The sequence below is a fragment of the Roseomonas sp. CCTCC AB2023176 genome (genome assembly GCF_042259275.1).
In the GTDB taxonomy this organism is placed as follows: Bacteria; Pseudomonadota; Alphaproteobacteria; order Acetobacterales; family Acetobacteraceae; genus Roseomonas.
This window is the reverse complement of the sequence record NZ_CP170087.1, coordinates 153357-172189: the sequence shown is the minus strand read 5'-3', so window position 1 is coordinate 172189 and position 18833 is coordinate 153357. Positions and strand designations below refer to the sequence as shown.

The 18833-nt window shown below is 70.4% G+C and carries 14 protein-coding genes, 4 pseudogenes and 1 other annotated feature; of the genes and pseudogenes, 11 read left to right on the top strand and 7 right to left on the bottom strand.

The window, feature by feature from the left end; genetic code table 11:
• Positions 1-233 precede the first annotated feature (233 nt).
• Both ACE7GA_RS27270 and ACE7GA_RS27265 read left to right on the top strand, forming a co-directional pair.
• A pseudogene (locus tag ACE7GA_RS27270) lies at positions 234-1432 on the top strand (IS256 family transposase).
• A gap of 289 nt (positions 1433-1721) precedes the next feature.
• Complete coding sequence (locus ACE7GA_RS27265) at positions 1722-5348, top strand: magnesium chelatase subunit H (RefSeq protein ID WP_376100730.1); 3627 nt, start codon at positions 1722-1724, stop codon at positions 5346-5348.
• 80 nt (positions 5349-5428) lie between these two features.
• On the opposite strand, the gene ACE7GA_RS27260 is transcribed toward ACE7GA_RS27265, so the two are convergent.
• Positions 5429-5602 carry a hypothetical protein gene (locus tag ACE7GA_RS27260; RefSeq protein ID WP_376100728.1) on the bottom strand — a complete coding sequence of 58 codons (174 nt, stop codon included), beginning with the start codon at positions 5600-5602 and terminating at the stop codon, positions 5429-5431.
• Positions 5603-5620: 18 nt separating this feature from the next.
• A complete protein-coding gene (locus tag ACE7GA_RS27255; RefSeq protein WP_376101008.1) occupies positions 5621-6925 on the bottom strand; it encodes a BLUF domain-containing protein in 1305 nt (434 codons plus the stop codon).
• A gap of 432 nt (positions 6926-7357) precedes the next feature.
• Between ACE7GA_RS27255 and ACE7GA_RS27250 the strand changes: the two genes are divergently transcribed.
• From ACE7GA_RS27250 to ACE7GA_RS27220, 7 genes and pseudogenes are all read left to right on the top strand, one after another.
• Positions 7358-8275: a prephenate dehydratase domain-containing protein gene (locus ACE7GA_RS27250; protein ID WP_376100726.1), complete on the top strand. Its 918-nt coding sequence runs from the start codon at positions 7358-7360 to the stop codon at positions 8273-8275.
• 177 nt (positions 8276-8452) lie between these two features.
• Positions 8453-8651: pseudogene (locus ACE7GA_RS27245) on the top strand (IS6 family transposase); the annotation flags it as partial.
• 130 nt (positions 8652-8781) lie between these two features.
• On the top strand, positions 8782-9189 hold the full coding sequence (locus ACE7GA_RS27240) for a transposase (RefSeq protein ID WP_376093878.1): 408 nt from the start codon (positions 8782-8784) through the stop codon (positions 9187-9189).
• The gene (gene tnpB / locus ACE7GA_RS27235; protein ID WP_376100724.1) at positions 9186-9530 is read left to right on the top strand and encodes an IS66 family insertion sequence element accessory protein TnpB; all 345 of its coding nucleotides are present in this window, start codon (positions 9186-9188) and stop codon (positions 9528-9530) included. The genes ACE7GA_RS27240 and tnpB overlap by 4 nt, the downstream gene beginning before the upstream one ends.
• A 46-nt stretch (positions 9531-9576) precedes the next feature.
• Positions 9577-11112: an IS66 family transposase gene (locus tag ACE7GA_RS27230; RefSeq protein WP_376100722.1), complete on the top strand. Its 1536-nt coding sequence runs from the start codon at positions 9577-9579 to the stop codon at positions 11110-11112.
• A complete protein-coding gene (locus ACE7GA_RS27225; protein ID WP_376100720.1) occupies positions 11109-11687 on the top strand; it encodes a YecA family protein in 579 nt (192 codons plus the stop codon). Before ACE7GA_RS27230 ends, ACE7GA_RS27225 begins: the two co-directional genes overlap by 4 nt.
• Before the next feature lie 51 nt (positions 11688-11738).
• Positions 11739-12017, top strand: a pseudogene (locus ACE7GA_RS27220) (DDE-type integrase/transposase/recombinase); the annotation flags it as partial.
• 117 nt (positions 12018-12134) lie between these two features.
• On the opposite strand, the gene ACE7GA_RS27215 reads toward ACE7GA_RS27220, so the two are convergent.
• Complete coding sequence (locus tag ACE7GA_RS27215; protein ID WP_376100719.1) at positions 12135-14492, bottom strand: ATP-binding protein; 2358 nt, start codon at positions 14490-14492, stop codon at positions 12135-12137.
• A gap of 306 nt (positions 14493-14798) precedes the next feature.
• Here ACE7GA_RS27215 and ACE7GA_RS27210 point away from each other — a divergent pair.
• Both ACE7GA_RS27210 and ACE7GA_RS27205 read left to right on the top strand, forming a co-directional pair.
• Positions 14799-15469, top strand: a pseudogene (locus ACE7GA_RS27210) (IS3 family transposase); the annotation flags it as partial.
• Positions 15086-15202 (top strand) — a sequence feature (AL1L pseudoknot). It overlaps the preceding pseudogene by 117 nt.
• 47 nt (positions 15470-15516) lie before the next feature.
• Positions 15517-15936 (top strand): transposase, encoded by a 420-nt coding sequence (locus ACE7GA_RS27205; RefSeq protein WP_376100717.1) that lies wholly within the window; start codon positions 15517-15519, stop codon positions 15934-15936.
• Between the two features lie 153 nt (positions 15937-16089).
• Here ACE7GA_RS27205 and ACE7GA_RS27200 read toward each other — a convergent pair whose 3' ends face one another.
• From ACE7GA_RS27200 to ACE7GA_RS27185, 4 genes are all read right to left on the bottom strand, one after another.
• Positions 16090-16467, bottom strand: coding sequence for a sensor histidine kinase (locus ACE7GA_RS27200; protein WP_376100716.1), 378 nt, complete (start codon positions 16465-16467; stop codon positions 16090-16092).
• Positions 16464-17162 (bottom strand): DUF4118 domain-containing protein, encoded by a 699-nt coding sequence (locus ACE7GA_RS27195; protein WP_376100714.1) that lies wholly within the window; start codon positions 17160-17162, stop codon positions 16464-16466. The genes ACE7GA_RS27200 and ACE7GA_RS27195 overlap by 4 nt, the downstream gene beginning before the upstream one ends.
• 198 nt (positions 17163-17360) lie before the next feature.
• On the bottom strand, positions 17361-17756 hold the full coding sequence (locus ACE7GA_RS27190) for a response regulator (protein ID WP_376100713.1): 396 nt from the start codon (positions 17754-17756) through the stop codon (positions 17361-17363).
• A gap of 121 nt (positions 17757-17877) precedes the next feature.
• The gene (locus ACE7GA_RS27185; protein ID WP_376100712.1) at positions 17878-18768 is read right to left on the bottom strand and encodes an HWE histidine kinase domain-containing protein; all 891 of its coding nucleotides are present in this window, start codon (positions 18766-18768) and stop codon (positions 17878-17880) included.
• Positions 18769-18833: the final 65 nt, after the last annotated feature.

The following is an 18833-nucleotide window of genomic DNA, read 5'->3' as shown; positions in this document are numbered from 1 at the left end:
ATCCTGGGTCAAGGACAACCGGGAGTGACGATGTTTGAGGTTACGAAAGCACCGGCCGGGGCACGCAGGTGGTGTGCCGCTTCTGCCCCACGCCGGCTCAAAACGCTATGCCAGAGTGGGTCGCGTCCCGGCTGGTGGTGTAGGAGCTGACGGTCGCCCAGGCGGCGGTCACCGCGGTGGCTTCGGGTAGGGTTGGGCTGCTGACCCCCACCCCTGACCTGGAACTGACCGCGATGACCGATGAGACGATGGCCCTTCGTGGGCTGCTGGAGAAGTCTGCTGACGCGAGCTTCCTGCGCGAGATGATCGGCTTCGCCGCCGAGCGGCTGATGGAGCTGGAGGTGGCCGGGATCACCGGCGCTGCCCATGGCGAGCGGTCTTCCGACCGCTTGGTGCAGAGGAACGGCTACCGCGAGCGGGACTGGCAGACCCGGGCGGGCACCGTCGAGTTGCGGATCCCGAAGCTCCGGCGAGGGTCGTACTTCCCGGCCTTCCTCGAGCCGCGGCGCCTGGCGGAGAAGGCGCTGACGGCGGTGATCCAGGAGGCTTACGTTCACGGCATCTCGACGCGGTCGGTGGACGACCTGGTCCGCGCCATGGGGATGGAGGGGATCTCCAGGAGCGGCGTCTCTCGGCTCTGCGCCGAGATCGACGAGAGGGTGCGGGGCTTCCTGACGCGGCCGATCGAGGGTGACTGGCCCTACCTGTGGCTGGACGCGACTTACGTGAAGGTGCGCGAGGCGGGCCGGATCGTCCCCGTCGCGGTCACGATCGCAGTCGGCGTCAACGCCGATGGCCGCCGTGAGGTCCTCGGCATGGCGGTGGGCTCCTCCGAGGCAGAGACGTTCTGGCTCGACTTCCTCCGCTCCCTCAAGCGCCGCGGCCTGGCCGGGGTGAAGCTCGTCATCTCTGATGCGCACGAGGGGCTGAAGGCCGCCGTGACGAAGGTGCTCCGGGCCACCTCCCAGCGCTGCCGCGTGCACTTCGCCCGCAACGCCCTGGCCCATGCCGGGAAGAGCCAGCGGCGCATCGTCTCGGCCTGGATTGGGACCGCCTACGCCGAGGCCGATGCCGAAGGTGCCAAGCGGCAGTGGAGGAGGGTTGCCGATCAGCTGCGACCGAAGGTGCCGAAGCTTGCGGCGCTGATGGACAGCGCGGAAGAGGACGTGCTGGCGTACATGGCGTTCCCCGCCGCGCACCGGCCGAAGCTGCACTCCACGAACCCGATCGAGCGCCTCAACGGCGAGATCAAGCGCAGGACGGATGTCGTCGGCATCTTTCCGAATGAAGCGGCCGCCGTCCGGCTCATCGGCGCGATCCTGCTGGAGCAGTCCGACGAGTGGGCCACCCAGCGCTCCCGGTACATGTCCCCCGCACGATCAGCGCTGTCAGCGATACTGGCCCTGTCAGGCTCGGCGCCGTGCCCGCCTGACCGGCGGTCCCACCCGCCAGGAGCCACCGCTCCTACACCATGCGTTGGGACACGACCCCAGAGTGTCAGAGATACCTGACGTCAATCTCGCTTGACTGTGTCGGAGTTGTTCGTAGATCATTTCCGCCAGCCGGCGCGGGGTGAGGGATCAACCTTGGGCAACCAGGATCAGCGAAGGCACCCGCGCGATCCTGGGACTCGCGCCGTGCCAGAGATCCAGCCCGGTTCGATCCTCGGGCCCGATGTGGCTGAGGGTGTTACCGGAGTGCTCCGATAAGGAAACGTGAGAATGAGTGCAGGCCGTTCGCTCGATGCCCCTTCGGCGATGCGGGTCGTCATCCTGACGATGGACAGCCATTTCGGCGCGGCCGTCACGTCCGCACAAGGCATCCTGCGGCGCAGCATGCCAGAGCTCGACCTCGTGCTGCACGCGGCAGACGAGTTCGCCTCCGACCCCGTCGCGCTCGAACGCTGCATCGGCGACATCGGCAGCGCCGACATCATTATCGCCGGCATGCTGTTCCTAGAGGATCACATCCGCCTCGTCCTGCCAGCGCTCGCCGCCCGGCGCGACGGGTGCGACGCGCTGGTCTGCGCCCTCTCGGCCCCCGAGGTCATGCGGCTCACCCGCCTCGGCAAGTTCACCATGGCAGGCGAGGCTAAGGGCATTGCCGGCCTCCTGAAAAAGCTTCGCGGCAAGCCAAAGCCCGGCGACTCCGTCGCGAGTGGCCGCGGCCAGATGACGATGCTGCGGGAGCTGCCGAGGATCTTGCGCTTCATCCCCGGCACGGCACAGGACATCCGTGCCTACTTCCTCACCCTGCAGTACTGGCTGGCCGGGTCGGCCGACAACCTGGCGAACATGGTCGCCATGCTCGTCAACCGCTATGCGACGGGGACGCACCGGATGCTGGCCGGCAAGTTCCCGGTGGAGCCGCCCGCGCAGTATCCGGAAGTCGGCCTGTATCACCCTCGGGCCAAGGGCCGTGTGGTGGAACGGCCCGACCAGCTACCGCAGCCCGGTACCAAGGGCACGGTCGGGCTCGTGCTGCTGCGATCCTACGTGTTGGCCAACAACGCCCGGCACTACGACGGTATGATTGCCGCGCTTGAGGCGCAGGGACTTAACGTCATCCCAGTCTTTGCGTCCGGCCTCGATGCACGGCCTGCGATGGACGCCTTCTTCTTTCGCGAGGGCGTGCCGACGGTCGACGCGATCGTGTCGCTAACCGGCTTCTCCCTCGTGGGCGGTCCGGCATACAATGATGCAAGGGCCGCCGAGGAGGCGCTTGCCAAGCTCGACGTGCCCTACATCACCGCGCATCCGCTGGAGTTCCAGACGATGCGGCAATGGGCAGCGGACGCGCGCGGCCTACTGCCGGTCGAGGCGACGATGATGGTGGCCATCCCGGAGCTTGACGGGGGAATCTGGCCGATGACCTTTGGTGGCCGTTGCGGCGCCTCGGAGATCGCAGCCGAGCGGTGCGCCGGCTGTGACGGGGTCAATTGCGCCCGGGACATGGTCTCCCACCCCGAACGGGCGGCGACGCTGGCGGCGCGCGTCGCGAAGCTCGTAGCGCTGCGGCGGTCCGAGCGGGCCGACCGCAAGATCGCAACCGTGCTGTTCAACTTTCCCCCCAACGCGGGTACCACTGGAACGGCCGCGTATCTCGGCGTCTTCGCGTCCTTGCATCACACGCTGACCGCGATGAAGGCGGCCGGCTACACGGTCGAGGTACCGGAGAACCACGATGCCCTGCGCGAGATGGTCATCAACGGCAACCGTGAACGCCACGGTACCACGGCCAACGTCGGTGCGCGCGTCAGCGCCGACGATCACGTGCGCCGGACGCCGTGGCTCGCCGAGATAGAGCGGAGCTGGGGCTCGGCGCCGGGCAAGCTGCAGACCGACGGCCGCGACATCTTCATACTTGGCGTGCAGCTGGGCAACGTGTTCGTCGGCGTGCAGCCCGGCTTCGGCTACGAGGGCGATCCGATGCGCCTGCTCTTCGAGCACGGGTTCGCGCCCACGCACGCTTTTACCGCCTTCTATCGCTGGCTTGCCGAGGATTTCGGTGCTCATGCCGTGCTGCATTTCGGCACCCACGGCGCGCTGGAATTCATGCCCGGCAAGCAGGCCGGAATGTCGGCCACCTGCTGGCCGGACCGCCTGATCGGGACGCTGCCAAACTTCTACCTCTACGCTTCCAATAACCCGTCCGAGGGGATGCTGGCCAAGCGCCGTGCCGGCGCTGCGCTGATCAGCTATCTCACGCCGCCGGTCGCCGCTGCGGGCCTGTACCGTGGCCTGCTGGACCTTAAGGCGTCCATCGACCGGTGGCGGACGTTCGGGCCAGATGCCGACCTTGGGCAGCGCGCGGCCTTGGCGGGGCTGATCCAGGCGCAGGCGGCAGCCGTAAACTTGGCCAAGGAGGAGCCCGTCTGGCACGACGCGACGGGGGAGATCGACCAACTGGGACGCTCGCTCCTCGAACTTGAATACACCCTCATCCCGCATGGCCTGCACGTTGTCGGCGAGCCGCCGGATGCCGGGCAGCGTGCCGAGATGCTGGATGCCGCCGGCATCACCGACGCAGCGGAACGCACCCGGCTCGATGGGCTGCTCGGAACCGACCACGAGATTCCGGGACTGCTCCATGCACTTGACGGTCGCTACATCCGGCCAGCCCCGGGCGGCGACTTGCTGCGAAGCATGGACGTACTGCCGACGGGGCGGAACCTGCACGGCTTCGATCCCTTCAAGCTGCCGAGCGCCTTCGCGGTGGGGGACGGGGCACGCCAGGCACAGCGCCTGCTGGAACGCCACGAGGCCGACGGTCATGGCGTGCCGGAAACCGTCGCCATGGTACTCTGGGGCACCGACAACCTGAAGACGGAGGGCGGCCCGATCGCGCAGGCGCTCGCGCTCATGGGAGCTCGTCCGCGCTTCGACAGCTACGGCCGGCTGGCCGGCGCCGAGTTGATCCCGCTTGCGACTCTGGGTCGACCGCGCATCGACGTTGCCATCACGCTGTCGGGCATCTTCCGCGACCTCCTGCCGCTTCAAATGAAGCTGCTGGCGGAAGCCGCCCTGCTGGCCGCCGTGGCCGAGGAGCCGGCAGAGCAAAACTTCATTCGCAAGCACGTCCTGTCCCACTTGGCGTCGCACGGGGGCAGCATCGAGGAAGCTGCGCTGCGCGTGTTCGGCAACTCCGACGGCACCTATGGCGCCAACGTCAACTCGCTCGTCGGAGAGGGCGCCTGGAACGATGAGGACGAACTCGCGGAGGCCTTCGTCAAGCGCAAGGGCTTTGCCTATGGACTGGACGGCAAGCCTGCTCGTGCCGACAAGGTTCTCGGCGGAGTGCTGGCCACGGTGGACATAACCTACCAGAACCTCGACAGCATCGAGGTCGGGGTCACGACGGTGGACCACTACTTCGATACCCTGGGCGGTATCAGCCGAGCGGTCCGCCGCGCCCGCGGCGGCATCGCCTCGGCCGTGTACATCGGTGACCAAACCCGCGGTGACGGCAAGGTGCGAACGATCGCCGAACAGGTCACGCTGGAGACGCGGACGCGCGCACTGAACCCGAAATGGTACGAAGGCCTGCTGAAGCACGGCTTCGAGGGCGTGCGCGAGATCGAGGCGCACGTCACCAACACGATGGGATGGTCGGCGACCACCGGTGACGTCGCCCCTTGGGTTTACGAGAAGATCGCCGAGATTTACGTGCTGGATCCCGAGATGCGGAACCGCATGGCGAAGCTGAATCCCACGGCCTCCGCCAAGATCGCCAACCGGCTGATCGAGGCGCAGGAGCGCAGCTACTGGCAGCCGGACGCCTCGGTGCTCGAGCAGCTGCGCAACGCGGGCGATGAGCTGGAGGACCGCCTCGAGGGTATCGGGGCCTGAAGCAGCAGTGGGCGCGTACCGGTGGGTCGCTACGCCCATCGCGTCTATGTGCGCAGGGCCCCCTAATTCCCATGTGCGATCTAGTCGGCGAGGTCGCGGCGAACCCGGCGCAGCCGTTCCATGGCGGCCTGAAGCTCCCGCTGGGCCGCCTGCACGTCACCCCGCGCGAGCGCCCTCGCGCAGTCGTCCAGCGTGCCCGTCAGGAGGTCGCGGATAGCGTCGGCAGCGTGGATAGCGCGGTCGGCTGGGTTCATGCCCCGCTTATCGCCGCATCAGCCGCTCTGCACCATGCGCGCTCGGAATTCCGGCGGCGTGGCCCGTAGGTCGTACTCAGTGCCCAATGCGTGAACCTTGGCTCCCGCCTGCGACATGGAGTCCGCGAGAAGCCGCCGGTCCAGGTCTTGGGACGTGGGGCTGGCCAGGTCGGCGCCGACCTCCCGCCCCTTGATCGGGTTCTCAGCGAAGACCCGCCCTCCGACGACCACGAGCAGTGCCGCGTTCCGCGATGCCCGGCGTGCGAGGGCGATGGATCGGCTTAGATCCCGCAGCCTGTCCCCGCGACGGAAGGCTGCGCTGAGCGACAGGTCGAGCACGTCGATCCACGTGCCGGAGACCAGGTCCTCCAGCGCCTGGTCGTTCGCCGGGAAGTCTTGCTGGGGCGCCCACCCCCTGCTCCAGAGCCACTCGAAATCCAGCCCCGCGACGAGCTGATGCACCTCGCCCGGCGCCGGCACGACGAGCACGTTGCGGCGGATGCCGCGCGACGGGTACCTCGGGGCATCGGTGCCGAGCAGGCGTGCCGCCGTCCCGAGCCGGGCCAGGCCGAGCGCGACCTCGAGCTCGCCGCACTCGTCGTCGGCCCAAAGGTCGCCCAGTCGCCGGGCCGCCGGCTCGAAGAGGGGAGCATACAGGCCGTCGAGGACCCCACCCTCCCCGCGCAACTCCCGGATGAGCTGCAGCGACGCTCCCTCGTCGTCCGAGATCAGGAGTTCCGCGAGCTCGGACGTCCGCGGCGAAGGCATCCCGCGCCGCCCGGCATCCCCCGTCCCGCGCCGGTCGGCGAGCTGCGAGACGACCACATCCCGGAACGTGGAACGAAGCACGGCCTCGATCCGGCGCGTCATCATCGCGCGAGAGGGATGCCGGTCGAGCAAGCCGAATGGGGGGATGGCGCGACCCGGTACCTCTACGAGACGCAGGAGAAGGCCGGCGGCGCGCTCCGGATGCCGCCGCAACCCCTCGATGATCTCGGCCGCGGGCTCGAGGACGTCGCTTACCGGGGACGAGCGGCTCATCCGCCGCATCGCGAGCCGCATGTCCCAGCCCTCGAACCGGCGCTCCGGGGCCGGGCCGTCGGCCAGGATCTCGATATCGGTGTGGCGCGGGTCGCCCCGGATCGAGCGCATGACCCTGTCCACCCCGTCGGCCGGCCCCTCCAGCCACTGGAAGAAGTGGCTCTCGTCGTAGAGCAGCACGCCGCTGATCGCCTCGCGCCGGTTCCGCGCCTGGGCGGCCTGCATCAGGCCGGCCAGTTCCACGCCGGACACCGGCCGGACGGCACGGCTCCGGTAAACCAGCGTGGAGAGGGCGGCCGATGAGTTCGTCTCCCGTATGCCGGGATCGGGTGGCGCACTCGAGGAATACCGTATGGCGGTGTCCTCCTCATTCTTGCCACGATTTCAGCCGGGGGCTGGGGGCGATGGCAAGGGGGATCATCGCGGCGAGGGCTCAGGAGCCGGTCGGGGTCCACCCCTGAGCGAAGTGCAGGCGAAGGCTCCCGAACCGGCCAGGCGAGGCGGTTTTCAACCCGTGGGAGGACAGACACTGTTGGCGAAGTTTGCTCCCGCCTGTTGCGGCCGGGTTGGGGCTCCCGGCTGAGCGGTGAGCGGCAGCGCTGGGGGCCGGGACGATGCGGCCCTGGATCGATGTCTTGCCCGTCCGCGAGGCGTCACCCTAGCATCTGACCGGGCGCGGCCGGCGGCCCGCTTCGGAGGATGGCGACGCACCCGATGCCGACACGCACGATCCGGACGACGATGAGCGGGCTGGCCGTGGTCATGGCGTGCACGGTGCTGCCGGGGCGATCCCCCTCGGCCCAACCGGCAGACCTCGCTTTCCTCGGCCCGCGGGGAACCTACTCGGAGCAGGCGGCGCTCGCCGTCCAGGCAGCACGAAGTGCTCCGTCCGCGCCCACGCCGGAGGAGACGCTCGGAGCCGTGGTGGACGCTGTCGCGGGTGGGCGCGCGAGGCTCGGGATCCTGCCCATCGCGGCGACGGTAAGCTCCTTCCCGGCCGCGGCGCACGCCGCGCTCCTCCGCGCGCCCGACCCCGGCTGGCGTGTGGTGGGTGAGGTGCAGCTGCCCATCGTCTCGCACCTCCTCGTGCGGCCCGGCACGCGGCGCGAGGACCTGCGCCGCGTGCTGTCGCACCCCAACGCGCTGCGCGAGGCGGGCGTGGCGCTGCGGCGGGATTTCGGCGACCTTCAGCAGGTCGAGACGGCCTCTACCGCGGCCGCCGCGCGGGAGGTCGCCGCGAGCGACGGAACGATCGCGGCGGTCGCAGGCCCGGCCGCCGCACCGCTGTTCGGCCTGGTCCCGCTCGCGGAGGGCATCCAGGACGACCCCCACAACACCACGCTGTTCTGGGTGATCGGCCCTGCCGCGTCATCGCCCGCGGAGGCTCCCAACCGCTTGGTGCTGATCGTGGACGCCGCGGGCGGGTCAGGGGCGTTCGGCGACGCGGTGACGGCGCTGACCGGGCTCGGCTTCCGCGTGAGCTTCGTGAACTCCGCACCGCTCCCCGGGCCGCCCTTCGCCTTCCGCTACGCCCTCGCTGCCACCGCTCCAACGTCGGTATCGCTGGCCCGGGTTCGCGCAGCGCTGGCAACGGTGCCTCACACCCTCGTCGGCGCCTACGCCGTTCCCTGACAGGCGGAACAGCTCCGGCGGACGGCCATGTGCTGAGCGACTTCGCCAGCAGGGTCCGGACAATCAGGGTGGTAACTTCCCGGAGTCTCCCGGCCCGATGAGGGCGTTGATGCCAGGGCTCTGTTGCAAGCACCTGCACGTCGGGGCGGGATGGGTCCGAGCCGGGAGAACGGGGCGGTGTCCGAGTTCAAGGGGCGGCACTTCGAGGGTGAGATCGTGCTGTCGGCCGTGCGCTGGTATCGCCGCTACGGGGCGTTACCGCGATCTGGAGCACATGATGGGCGAGCGCGTCGTCTCCGTCGACCACAGCACCATCCATCGCTGGATGCAGCGGTTTGCGCCGGAGTTGGAGAGGCGCCTCCGCTGGCAGTGGCGTATCCGTCGTCTGAACCCCACGGTTGAGGATCGGGGCTGAACCGCTGAGGTCTGCTTTCCTGATGGGAGGGCGAGCGGTGGATGGCGACCTGATGGAGAGCGCGTCTGCGAGCACTCATACGAGTGATCGTATGAGTGCTCGGACGGAGTTCGTGGAGGTGGTGACGCGCGGGGAGCGGCGACGGCGCTGGACCCCGGAGCAGAAGTTGCGGATCGTGGCAGAGGCGATGCAGCCCGGTGTCGTGGCCAAGGAGGTCGCACGCAGGGCGGGGATCGGGACGGGTCTGCTCTACACGTGGCGGCGCGAGTTCCTCACCGCGGTTGCGCCGGCCTCGTCCTCGCCTCGGCTTCCTGCGGTTGCGGTGGAGGCGGCCGCTGCCGTGTCGCCCGCTACCGCAAGTCCACCGACGTCGACCGAGCCCGCGTCGGGGACGGGCGGGATCGAGATCGCGTTGCCGGGCGGCGCCGTCCTGCGGGTGGATGCTGCCGTGGACGAGGCCGCGCTACGGCGGGTACTCGCGGCGCTGGAGGAGCGATGATCGGTCCTGCGACCGGCACGCGGGTCTACCTCGCCTGCGGCGTGACGGACATGCGGCGCGGCATGGACGGGCTCGCCGCGCTGGTGCAGTCGACCTTCGGCGATGACCCGTTCTCGGGCGCCGTCTACCTCTTCCGGGGGCGCCGCGGTCGGCTGGTGAAATGCATCTGGCACGATGGGCAGGGCCTGTGCCTTTTCCAGAAACGGCTGGAGCAGGGCCACTTCCCGTGGCCGGTGACGAATACGGGCCGGATCGCGCTGTCAGTGGCGCAGATTTCGATGCTGCTCGAGGGAATTGATTGGAGGAACCCGCAGCGCGTCTGGCGGCCGAGCGCGACGTAGTCGGTTTCGCTTGCGCCGACGCGGCGGGACTTGCGACGATTCGCGCGTGACGACGCCACCCGACGAGCGCGGAGCGGAGACAGAGGAGGTGCTGCTCCTGCGTGCCGCGCTCGCAGCCGCCGAGGCCCGCATCGCCCATCTCGAGAGCATGCTGCACGCCGCCAATCGCGCGCGGTTCGGGGCGAGTACCGAGCGCGTCGACCCGGGCCAGCTCGCCCTCTCGCTCGGCCGTGAACCACCGCCCCCGCCGCCGGCGAACGACGCGCCGCGCCGGGAGGGAGGTGGAGGACGCGCCCCGGCACGCCGGAACCGCGGCTCGCTACCGCCCCACCTCGAACGCGTGGAGCGCTTCGTCGACCTGCCGAGCCGTGCCTGCCCCTGCTGCGGGAGGGACATGCACCAGGTCGGCGAGGACCGGTCGGAACGGCTCGACGTCGTGCCTGCGAGGCTGCGCGTCCTCGTCACCATCCGGCCGCGCCTCGCCTGCCGGGGGTGTGCCAGGGGCGTCCACCAGGCGCCCGCGCCCGAGCACGCGGTGGCCCGCGGGCTGCCGACCGAGGCGTTGCTGGCCCACGTCCTCGTCGCGAAGTACGGCGACGGGCTGCCCCTCTACCGCCAAGCCGGGATCCTCCGCCGGAGCGGGGTCACCCTCGACCGCTCGACCCTCTGCGACTGGGTGGGAGCCGCCTGCTGGTGGCTGCGGCCCCTCTACGAACGGGTTCTCGCCCACGTCCGGGGCCAGGCCCGGGTGTTCGCCGACGACACGCCGCTGCCTACCCTCGAGCGCGGCCTCGGCAGGACCCGCAAGGGGGCGCTCTGGGCCTACGCGGTGGACGACCGACCATGGGCCGGCCGGGCACCACCGGCCGTCGCCTACGTCTACGCCCCCGACCGCAAGGGCGAGCGCCCGGCCGCCCACCTTCGGGGCTTCCGGGGCACCCTGCAGGTCGACGGCTATGACGGGTTCAAGGCCATGGGACGGGAGCGCCGCGACGGGTCGGTCGCGCTCGCCTTCTGCTGGGCGCATCTGCGTCGGCGCTTCTTCGAAGTGCACGCTGGGACGAAGTCGCCGGTCGCGGCGGAGGCCTTGCTGCGCATCGGCGAGTTCTACGCCATCGAGCGCGAGATCCGCGGCCGCCCCGCCGAGGAACGCCTCGCCGCGCGCCGCGAGCGGAGCGCGCCCCGGATCGCCGCCCTCGAGACCTGGATGCGGGCGCAGCTCGACACCCTCAGCCGCGGCTCCAAGCTCGCCGAGCACATCCGCTACGGCTTGCGCCACTGGAGCGGGCTCGTGCGGTTCCTCGACGACGGCACCCTCGAGTTGGATACCAACACGGTGGAGCGCGAGATCCGGCCTGTGGCCGTTACGCGCAAGGCGGCGCTGTTCGCGGGCAGCGAGGGTGGGGGCGCGAACTGGGCGGTCGCGACCACACTCGTCCGCACCGCGCTGATGCACGGCCGCGACCCCGAGGCGTGGCTCACCGCCGTACTGGAGCAGGTGGTGCGGGGCGAGGTCCGGGCCACCAACCTCGACACGCTCCTGCCCTGGCACCCCGCCCCGGACATGCGGGCCGCCGCGTGAGCCGCCGGGCGCGGATCCCGGCGCTGCCGCTCGACGACCTCGACGCCTGGCTCGCCGCCCAGCCCGACATCGCGCGCCGGAACTGGCGCGTCACCTCCATCGACGGCTTCGCAGCCGCCATCGCCGTCGGTCCCGATCGCGTGCCGATGGAGGACTGGCTCCGAGTGATCTTCGGCCCGAGCCTCCCCGAGACCCCGATGGGCCTGGGCGCGATCTCGGCCGTCATCGGGCACATGAACGCGGTCCGGCAGGGGCTCCGCCTCGACGGTGGACAGCGCTGGCGCCCGCTCTACCTCCGCGAGGAGGACGGCACCGTCATCGCCCAGCCCTGGGCCGCGGGCTTCATGTTCGCCGTCAAGCGCTGGCCCGCCGCGTGGCGCCCGATCTTCGAGACCGGCCACCACGTTACCTTCATGCTGCCGATCATCGCCCTCGAAGCCGAGGAGGAAGCCGAGCGCCTCACCGCCGCGAACCCCGAAGCGCGTGCCCACCTCGCCCGGGCCTACCACCACGTCCCCGAGGCCGTCCTCGCCATCCGCGATTACTGGCACGCCCACCGCACCCACCCAACTTGACCCCCGCCGTCGTCACACCATCAGCGGAGTGGGGCGCAGACAACGGTTACGCAGTGGCGCGGGCCGCGCTCGACGAGCTGGAGCGTGGACGAGACTTGCGTGAAGGTCCGGCGCGAGTGGGCCTACCTGTATCGGGCCCCGGACAAGCACGGGACCACCAGAGACTTCTACCTCTCACCGACGCGCAACACGGCGGCGGCTAAGCGCTTCCTCGGCAAGGCGCTGCACGGTCTGAAGGATTGGGAGAAGCCAGAGGTCATCAACACGGACAAGGCGCCGACGTATGCCGCCGCCCTTACCGAGTTGAAGAAGGATGGCAAGTGCGCGGAACGTAACCGATCAACGGTGACTGCGGCGGATGCGATGGCCTGACACGGTCAATGCCGAGTTCTGGGCCTGGTGCGGCCGCGCGACGCTGACAGCGCACGGCGGGCCAACCGACCGCAGTCACGCCTGACCGCTTACCTCCATGCCCGCCGGCTGCTCGTTCAAGAGCGCCTTGAGGCATGCCGCAATCTGGGCTGACGACCCGGGCTTTCGGAGCAGCGAGCAGGCCCCGGCCGTCGCGAGTGCCACCTCATCCGTCGTGACGCCGGACAGCACGACGACGGGCAAGCCCTCCCGCATCTGCCGCGCATCACGGATCAGCGCGAGCCCGTCCATCCCGATACCGGAGGCATCGACGACCATGGCATCCGCCGCCTCGCCCGTGGCGAGCAACGCCAGGGCCGCGAGCCCCGATGCCACGGCCACCACCTGGTAGCCTGCCTTCTCCAACTGCCGGGCCGTTGCGGCCCTTACTGCCCCGTCATCGTCCACCAGGAGGACGCGCTGCTGGTGCCCTCGTCGCGACACCACCGCTGGGGCCGACGATGCGAAGGAGCGCGGCCCGGACGCCACCGGCAGCCACAGGTGAACGGAGGTCCCGCGTCCCGTCTCGCTCTCGATGGTGAGGCCGCCGCCCGACTGTTCGGCGAAGCCCTGTGCCATGGCGAGGCCGAGGCCCGTGCCCTTGCCGGCCTCCTTCGTCGTGAAGAACGGTTCGGTGGCGCGGGCCAGGACCTCCCGCGACATGCCCTCGCCCGTATCGGCCACGGTGAGCCGGACGTAGCGGCCGGGGCGGAACGGGGGCGCAGCGCCGTCCTCGTCGACCTCTGCAGCCCGGGCGGAAAAGAGCAGCGCCCCGCCCCCCGGCATGGCGTCGCGCGCGTTCGCGGCGAGGTTCACGAGCACGGTCTCGAGCTGCCGTTTGTCGGCAATAAGCATCGGGAGGGAAGGCTCCGCGCTCACCCGTACGGAGGTGGCGCTGCCGAGCGTGCGAGCCAGCATTCCTTGCACGCCGCGCAGCAGGGCGACTGGATCGAGTGCCTCCGCCCGCAGCTCACCCTTGCGCGCGAAGACCAGCAGCCGTTGAGTGATGCTCGAACCGCGCTCGGCCGCCTCCATGACATCGCGGGCCAGGAACGTGATTTCCTCGTTGCCGTCCGCCACGTCCTCGATCGTTTCGGCCATTCCGAGGACGGTTTGCAGGACGTTGTTGATGTCGTGTGCGACACCGCCGGCGAGTTGGCCGAGCGCCTCCATCCGCTGCGCGTGGCCCAGGCGTGCCTGGGCCTCCTCCCGAGCCACAACCTCCTCCCGCACCCTCGTCTCGAGCTCGTCATTGAGCCGGCGCAGGGCTGCCTCGCTCGCGCTGAGGGCTGCAGTGCGCGCGGCGACCCGGGCTTCGAGTGCAACGTTCGCATCGCGCAACGCCGCACGCGAGCGGACGAGGTCGGCAAGGGCGAGGCTCTCACTCCGCGCCTGCCGGAGCGCGATGAAGGTCAGGGCCGTGAGCGCGAGTGCCGCCATGGTCGCGAGCGGGACGTAGGCGCCGAGCCGAGCGCGCCAAGCCGAGGCGATCGCGGCGTCGGAGACGCTCACCATCACGTAGATTGGCAGGTTGCTCACGCGGCGGTAGGCGGCGAGACGGCCTCCGTCGGCCTCCGGGAAGACGAACGCGCCTGCGGCCGGGGAGGCAGCGACCGACGAGCGGAGGGCGTCGGGAGGCGCGACAAAGTCCGCATCAGGTCTGGGCGGCGGATATTGCGCGAGGATGTCGAGGGTCCCAGCCCGGACGAGGCTGACCCGGGCGTCGAGGGGCAGCTGCGTGCGCGCCCAGTAACCGTCGAAGTAGGCGAGGTCGGCGGTCACCGAGACCATGCCGCGGAATGAGCCGTCAGGATGCGCCAGGCCCCGCGCCAGGAGGAAGGTGGAACGGCCGGTGACGCGGCCGACAATCCGCTCGCCGATCTGGAGCGCCTCGATCCCCCGGGCCGCCCGGTGGAAAGCGTCACGGTCGGCAACGGTGGAGGGCGGCGTCGGGAAGGCGAAGCTCGTGAGCCTGAGCGTGCCTTCGGCGTCGTTGAGCCAGACGTCCTCGACGTAGGGCAGGGCATCGCGCAGGTCGCGAAGGCCCTGCTGGAGTTCGCCGGAGCGGGCGATCGCCTCCCAGTCGAGGCCAGACGTTCGCCGGGCCGCGTCCCGGAGGGCGATGTCGACGACCTCGAAGAGACGCCCGGCATGGTCTGCCAGAAGGTGGGACGTCGACGCGAGATCGCGCGAGGCATCGCGCCGCCCCGCCGAGCGGAGGTCATGGGCGAGGAGGAGGAAGCCGCAGACGAGAAGCATGAGGCCAACCACGCCACCGATGCCGACGAAGCGCGCTCCGCCGCCGCCGCGCGGCGGTGATGACGGTTGACCGTCCGCAATCCCCCAAATCCCGATCCGCGCAATCGCACGTAAGCGCCTAAGGAGTTGATCCAAGGAGGACTCTCCGACGGTTGTCCACGCGTTGTTTGCACGGTCGACTGGCGTACGCATCATACAATCACACAACGTCGCGAGCAACGGAGTGAGGTCGTGCGATCCTGCGCTTCGCCTCGATCCTCAAGCTTGCGCCGAGCACGGCGTTGTTGGGCTCTGTCGGCGCTCGCGCCAGGGCAGGCGTGAGAGGGCATGGTGCGTCAGTCCGCCCTACGCGGCCTTCAGAACGGCGAGCGCGGCCGTGGCGCGACGGAGGTGAACCGCCCCGGCTTTCCCGGAGGCTCCGACTCTTAAGAGGATGGAGCCATGACGACGAAGAAGACGGAGGCGAGCTTCTCGCCGGAGGTGCGGGAGCGGGCGGTCGGGTTGGTGCTGGAGGGTGGCGGGGAGCATCCGACGCAGTGGGCGGCGATGAGCTCGGTCGCGGCGAAGATCGGCTGCACGACGGAGACGTTGCGGAAGTGGGTGCGCCACGCCGAGCGTGACGGGGGGCAGCGGCCCGGGCCGACGAGCGCGGAGCGAGAACGGATCGGGGCGCTGGAGCGGAAGAACCGCGAGCTGCGCCAAGCCAATGAGATCCTCAGGAAGGCCTCGGCGTATTTCGCGCACGCGGAACTCGACCGCCGTTCCAAGACATGATCGCCTTCATCGACGATCACCGGGGTGAGTACGGGGTCGAGCCGACCTGCCGGGTTCTGCCCATCGCCCCGCCTACCTGTCACGCGCACTTTGCCCAGCGGTCGGATCCTTCGAGGGCATCCGAGCGGACGAGGCGAGACGCCTGACTGTGCACCGAGACCGGCCGCGTGCCTGCGGAGAACTTCGGGGTGTACGGCGCCCGGAAGGTCTGGCGGCAGCTCGGCCGCGAGGGCATCTCGGTAGCCCGTTGCACGGTGGAGCGGCTGATGCGGGCCATGGGCCTGCCGGGCGTGGTGCGCGGGAGGGAGACGCAGACCACCGTCTCGAACCCGACGACCAGCGCCGGAAACTCCACCACCTCCGTGGACGCTACCAATCATTGCCGGTGCCGCTGTTGCTCGGTCGGATCACCGGCCGGATCGGGCGCGTCTACGGCGACGCGGCCTATGCGGGCGGGCCCACCTACCGTGCGGTGGCCGAGCATCGCCAAGCCCTGCCGAACGCGGAAGGGGTGTTCAGGCCGAAGGCGCCCGACGTGGGCGGGGCGGACACACTCGATGTGCTGAGCGGCCGCGGGCGACACGCGCGGCACGTCGCGCGGGAGGGCCGCCGCGCGTGGGAGCGAGCGACCGGCTACGGCAAGCGCAACGCGGCGGAATGGAGCCACTCACGATGGAAGCGCGTGCTCGGAGATAGGCTGCGGTCGCGGAGCCTCGAAGCGCAACGGGCCGAAGCCGCCATCGCCGCCAGCGCGCTGAACCGCATGGCCGAACTCAGGATGTCGCGTGCCGTCCGCGTCGCGTAAGCCGACCTCCTGGCTTCCGATCTCGGTCCTCCGTCCTTGCTGCAACAAAGCCGCAGGGCTGCATACGCCGGTGTGGGAACAACCCGCGAGCGCAGCGAACGGCGAGAGGATCCGAGGGCAGAGCGAGGGCTTGGGAGGGCCGATCGTCAGGGATCAGCCGGTACCAGTCCTGACGGGGAAGCGCAGTTCGCCGGCGGTTCCGGATGGCTCGCTTTCCGACCGGGCGAAGCTGCCCCGGAGCTGGCCGGCAAGGCCGTGCAGGAGGCGGGTGCCGAGGCCGCCGCGGGGTCGCTCGTCTCTCGTATCGGTCTCGTCCTTGTCCCCGTTCTCGTCGAGGCCGATGCCGTCGTCCTCGACCCGGAGGACGAAGGTCTCACCCTCGCATCTGAGGCTCACCGCGATGCGCCCCGGCCGGCCTTCCGGAAAGGCGTATTTCAGCGCGTTCGTGACGAGCTCGTTCAGCACGAGGCCGAGATAGACGGCCCGCTCCGTCGGGAGCGGGTGGGCCTCTGCGTGAATGGCGAGCGTCACCGGCCGCAGCCCCCGCCCACGGCGGTCGCGTCGATCTCGCGGCAGAGCCCCTCGACGAAGACGCGGGTGTCCACGACGCCGGGATCATCGTCGGGCCATCCCGTCTCCTGGGCGAGGAGGGTGTGGACGCGGGCGAGGGTGCGGGCGTGCTCCGCGGCCTCGCGCAGGCCCTCGGCCGCACGGCCCGAGGCGACGGCGCGCGCGCGCAGGAGGAGCATCGCCGCGAGCGAGGCGAGGTCGTTCCTCGTGCGGTGGCGGTATTCGTCGAGGAGCAGGCGGCGCTTCACCGCGGCGGCCTCGAGGGCCTCCCGCGCTTCCTCCGCGCGCTCGACGGCACGGTGCAGGGCCTCGACGATGAGGGCCGCGACGGCCGAGACGGCGACGAAGAGGCCGAGGACGAGGAGGTCGGCCCCGGAGAGGGAGAGGGAAACCCCGGCCCCACTCCGGAAGGCGGTGAGCACGAGGGCGGAGACGGCGGTGGCGAGGAAGCCCGAGCCGCGGTCGAAGAGGGCGGAGCAGAGGAGGACGCCGAGGAAGGCGAGGAGGTAGGCCGCGACGTCGGGCAGGCGTCCGCCCGAGAGGACCTCGAAGCCCGAGCAGAGAAGCGCAATGCCGATGGCAAGGACGTAGCGAGCGGCCGTCGGAAGGCGCCGCATCCGGAGCACGCCGGCGCCGACGGCGGAGGGCTGGGGCATTGGAGGAGCCATGCCCGGGGCACCCGAGGGACGCAATGCTCCCCGGCAATCGCGGGCCGATTCTGCGCCGACTGTGGCGCCGGATGCCGGCGCCCCGGGTCAGGCGTCCCGTCAGACCTTCCAGGCCGAGACGGGGAGGATGGGGACGACGTGCCGACGAGAGGGGAGGGGACCGCGTCCTTCACGGCTTGAGCCGCCCTATCGGCGGTCGAGAAGGTCCGTCAGGGCCGCCAGCAAGGTCGCGGGCTGGGTGGGCTTGCCGAGGTTCCGTGCGCCCGCGAGCACCGCGTCCGAGGCGACGTCAGCCCCGCCGTAGGCGCTCGCGAGGATGAACGGCACCCCCATCGCCGTGAGGGTCTCCGCCACCGACGTCACCCGCTCGCCGCGGAGGTTCACGTCGAGCACCGCGGCGTCCGGCCGCTGGCTCCCCAGGAGCGCCAACGCCGAAGCGACCGTCGGGACCGGGCCGATGACCCCGAAGCCGGCCTCCGTCAGGACGGACTCAAGCTCCATGGCGATGAAGATCTCGTCCTCGACGACGAGGATCCGGCGAGGGGCTGGCTCATTGAAGTCTTTGCCATAGGAAGGCCCCACGACGGACGGCTCCTGCTTCGGGTTGCCTACTTCAGCGGCACCGAGATCCGTACATGCAAACCGCTGGCTTCGAAGCGCAGTTGCGCCTCGCCCCCGAGATCGGTGCCCGCGCTGAACTCGATCAGGCGGGTGCCGAAGCCACGCCTGGCCGGCGGCGCCACCGGCGGGCCCCCTCCTCGCGCCAGTCGAGCACGAGCGTGGCCCCGTCCGCCGCCGTCTGCACGTCCCAGATGACCTTCACCGTGCCGCCGGGCGCGGAGAGCGCGCCGTGCTTGAGGGCGTTGGTGGTCAGCTCGTGCAGGATCAGCCCGAGCGGCAGGACCTGCGCGGCGGCGAGCCGCACGGCCGGCCCGGGCTCGACGCGGGCGCGATCCGCCCCGATCGGCTCCAGCGTCCGCCCGACGAGGTCCGCGAGGTCGGCCGCGGACCCGCCGGCGAGCGAGGCGTCCTGGGCCCGCACGAGGACCTCGAGGCGGCCGAGGAAGGCGTCCCGGTATTCCTCCCCGGTGCGGCCCTCCGTCCAGGTCTGGCCGGCGAGCGCGCGCACCACGGCGAGCAAGTTGCGCATGCGGTGGCGGGTCTCGGAAAGCAGGACGTCCATCTCCGCGTCGGCCCGGTCGCGCTCGGTGACGTCCTCGAAGGTCACGAGGACGTCCTTGCCGTGGCCGCCCGGGGGCGCCAGCCGCCGCGCGCCGACGAGCACGGTGCGGCGGCCGATGCCCGGGAAGTCGTGGGTCACCCTGTAGTCGATCACCGCGGCCGCCTTCGGGACCACGTCGGCGAGCAGCGTCCGCAGATCGGCGATGTCCCACTGGCCGTTGCCGAGACCGAACAGGTTCTGGCCGATGGTCTCGTCGCGCTCGATCCCGAAGGCGTCGAGGAAGGCCGGGTTGGCGGCGCCCACGCAGAAGCCCTGGTCCAGCACGACGAGCGGGACGTCGAGGGTGTCGATGACGCCCTGAGCCTGGACGTGGCCGCTGCAGAGCATGCGGTAGAGGTCTTCGAGCGTCATCCGTCGCCGTTTCCAGCCGTGTCGGCCAGGCCAGCACCTACCAGTCTGTGCATGGACCTGGCACT

Excerpts from the sequence above, each read along its gene's own strand:
- ACE7GA_RS27260 (WP_376100728.1), bottom strand. The coding sequence starts at position 5,602 with ATGAACCCAGCCGACCGCGCTATCCACGCTGCCGACGCTATCCGCGAC.
- tnpB (WP_376100724.1), top strand. The coding sequence starts at position 9,186 with ATGATCGGTCCTGCGACCGGCACGCGGGTCTACCTCGCCTGCGGCGTG.
- ACE7GA_RS27265 (WP_376100730.1), top strand. The coding sequence starts at position 1,722 with ATGAGTGCAGGCCGTTCGCTCGATGCCCCTTCGGCGATGCGGGTCGTC.
- ACE7GA_RS27240 (WP_376093878.1), top strand. The coding sequence starts at position 8,782 with ATGAGTGCTCGGACGGAGTTCGTGGAGGTGGTGACGCGCGGGGAGCGG.
- ACE7GA_RS27250 (WP_376100726.1), top strand. The coding sequence starts at position 7,358 with ATGCCGACACGCACGATCCGGACGACGATGAGCGGGCTGGCCGTGGTC.
- ACE7GA_RS27195 (WP_376100714.1), bottom strand. The coding sequence starts at position 17,162 with ATGCCCCAGCCCTCCGCCGTCGGCGCCGGCGTGCTCCGGATGCGGCGC.
- ACE7GA_RS27185 (WP_376100712.1), bottom strand. The coding sequence starts at position 18,768 with ATGACGCTCGAAGACCTCTACCGCATGCTCTGCAGCGGCCACGTCCAG.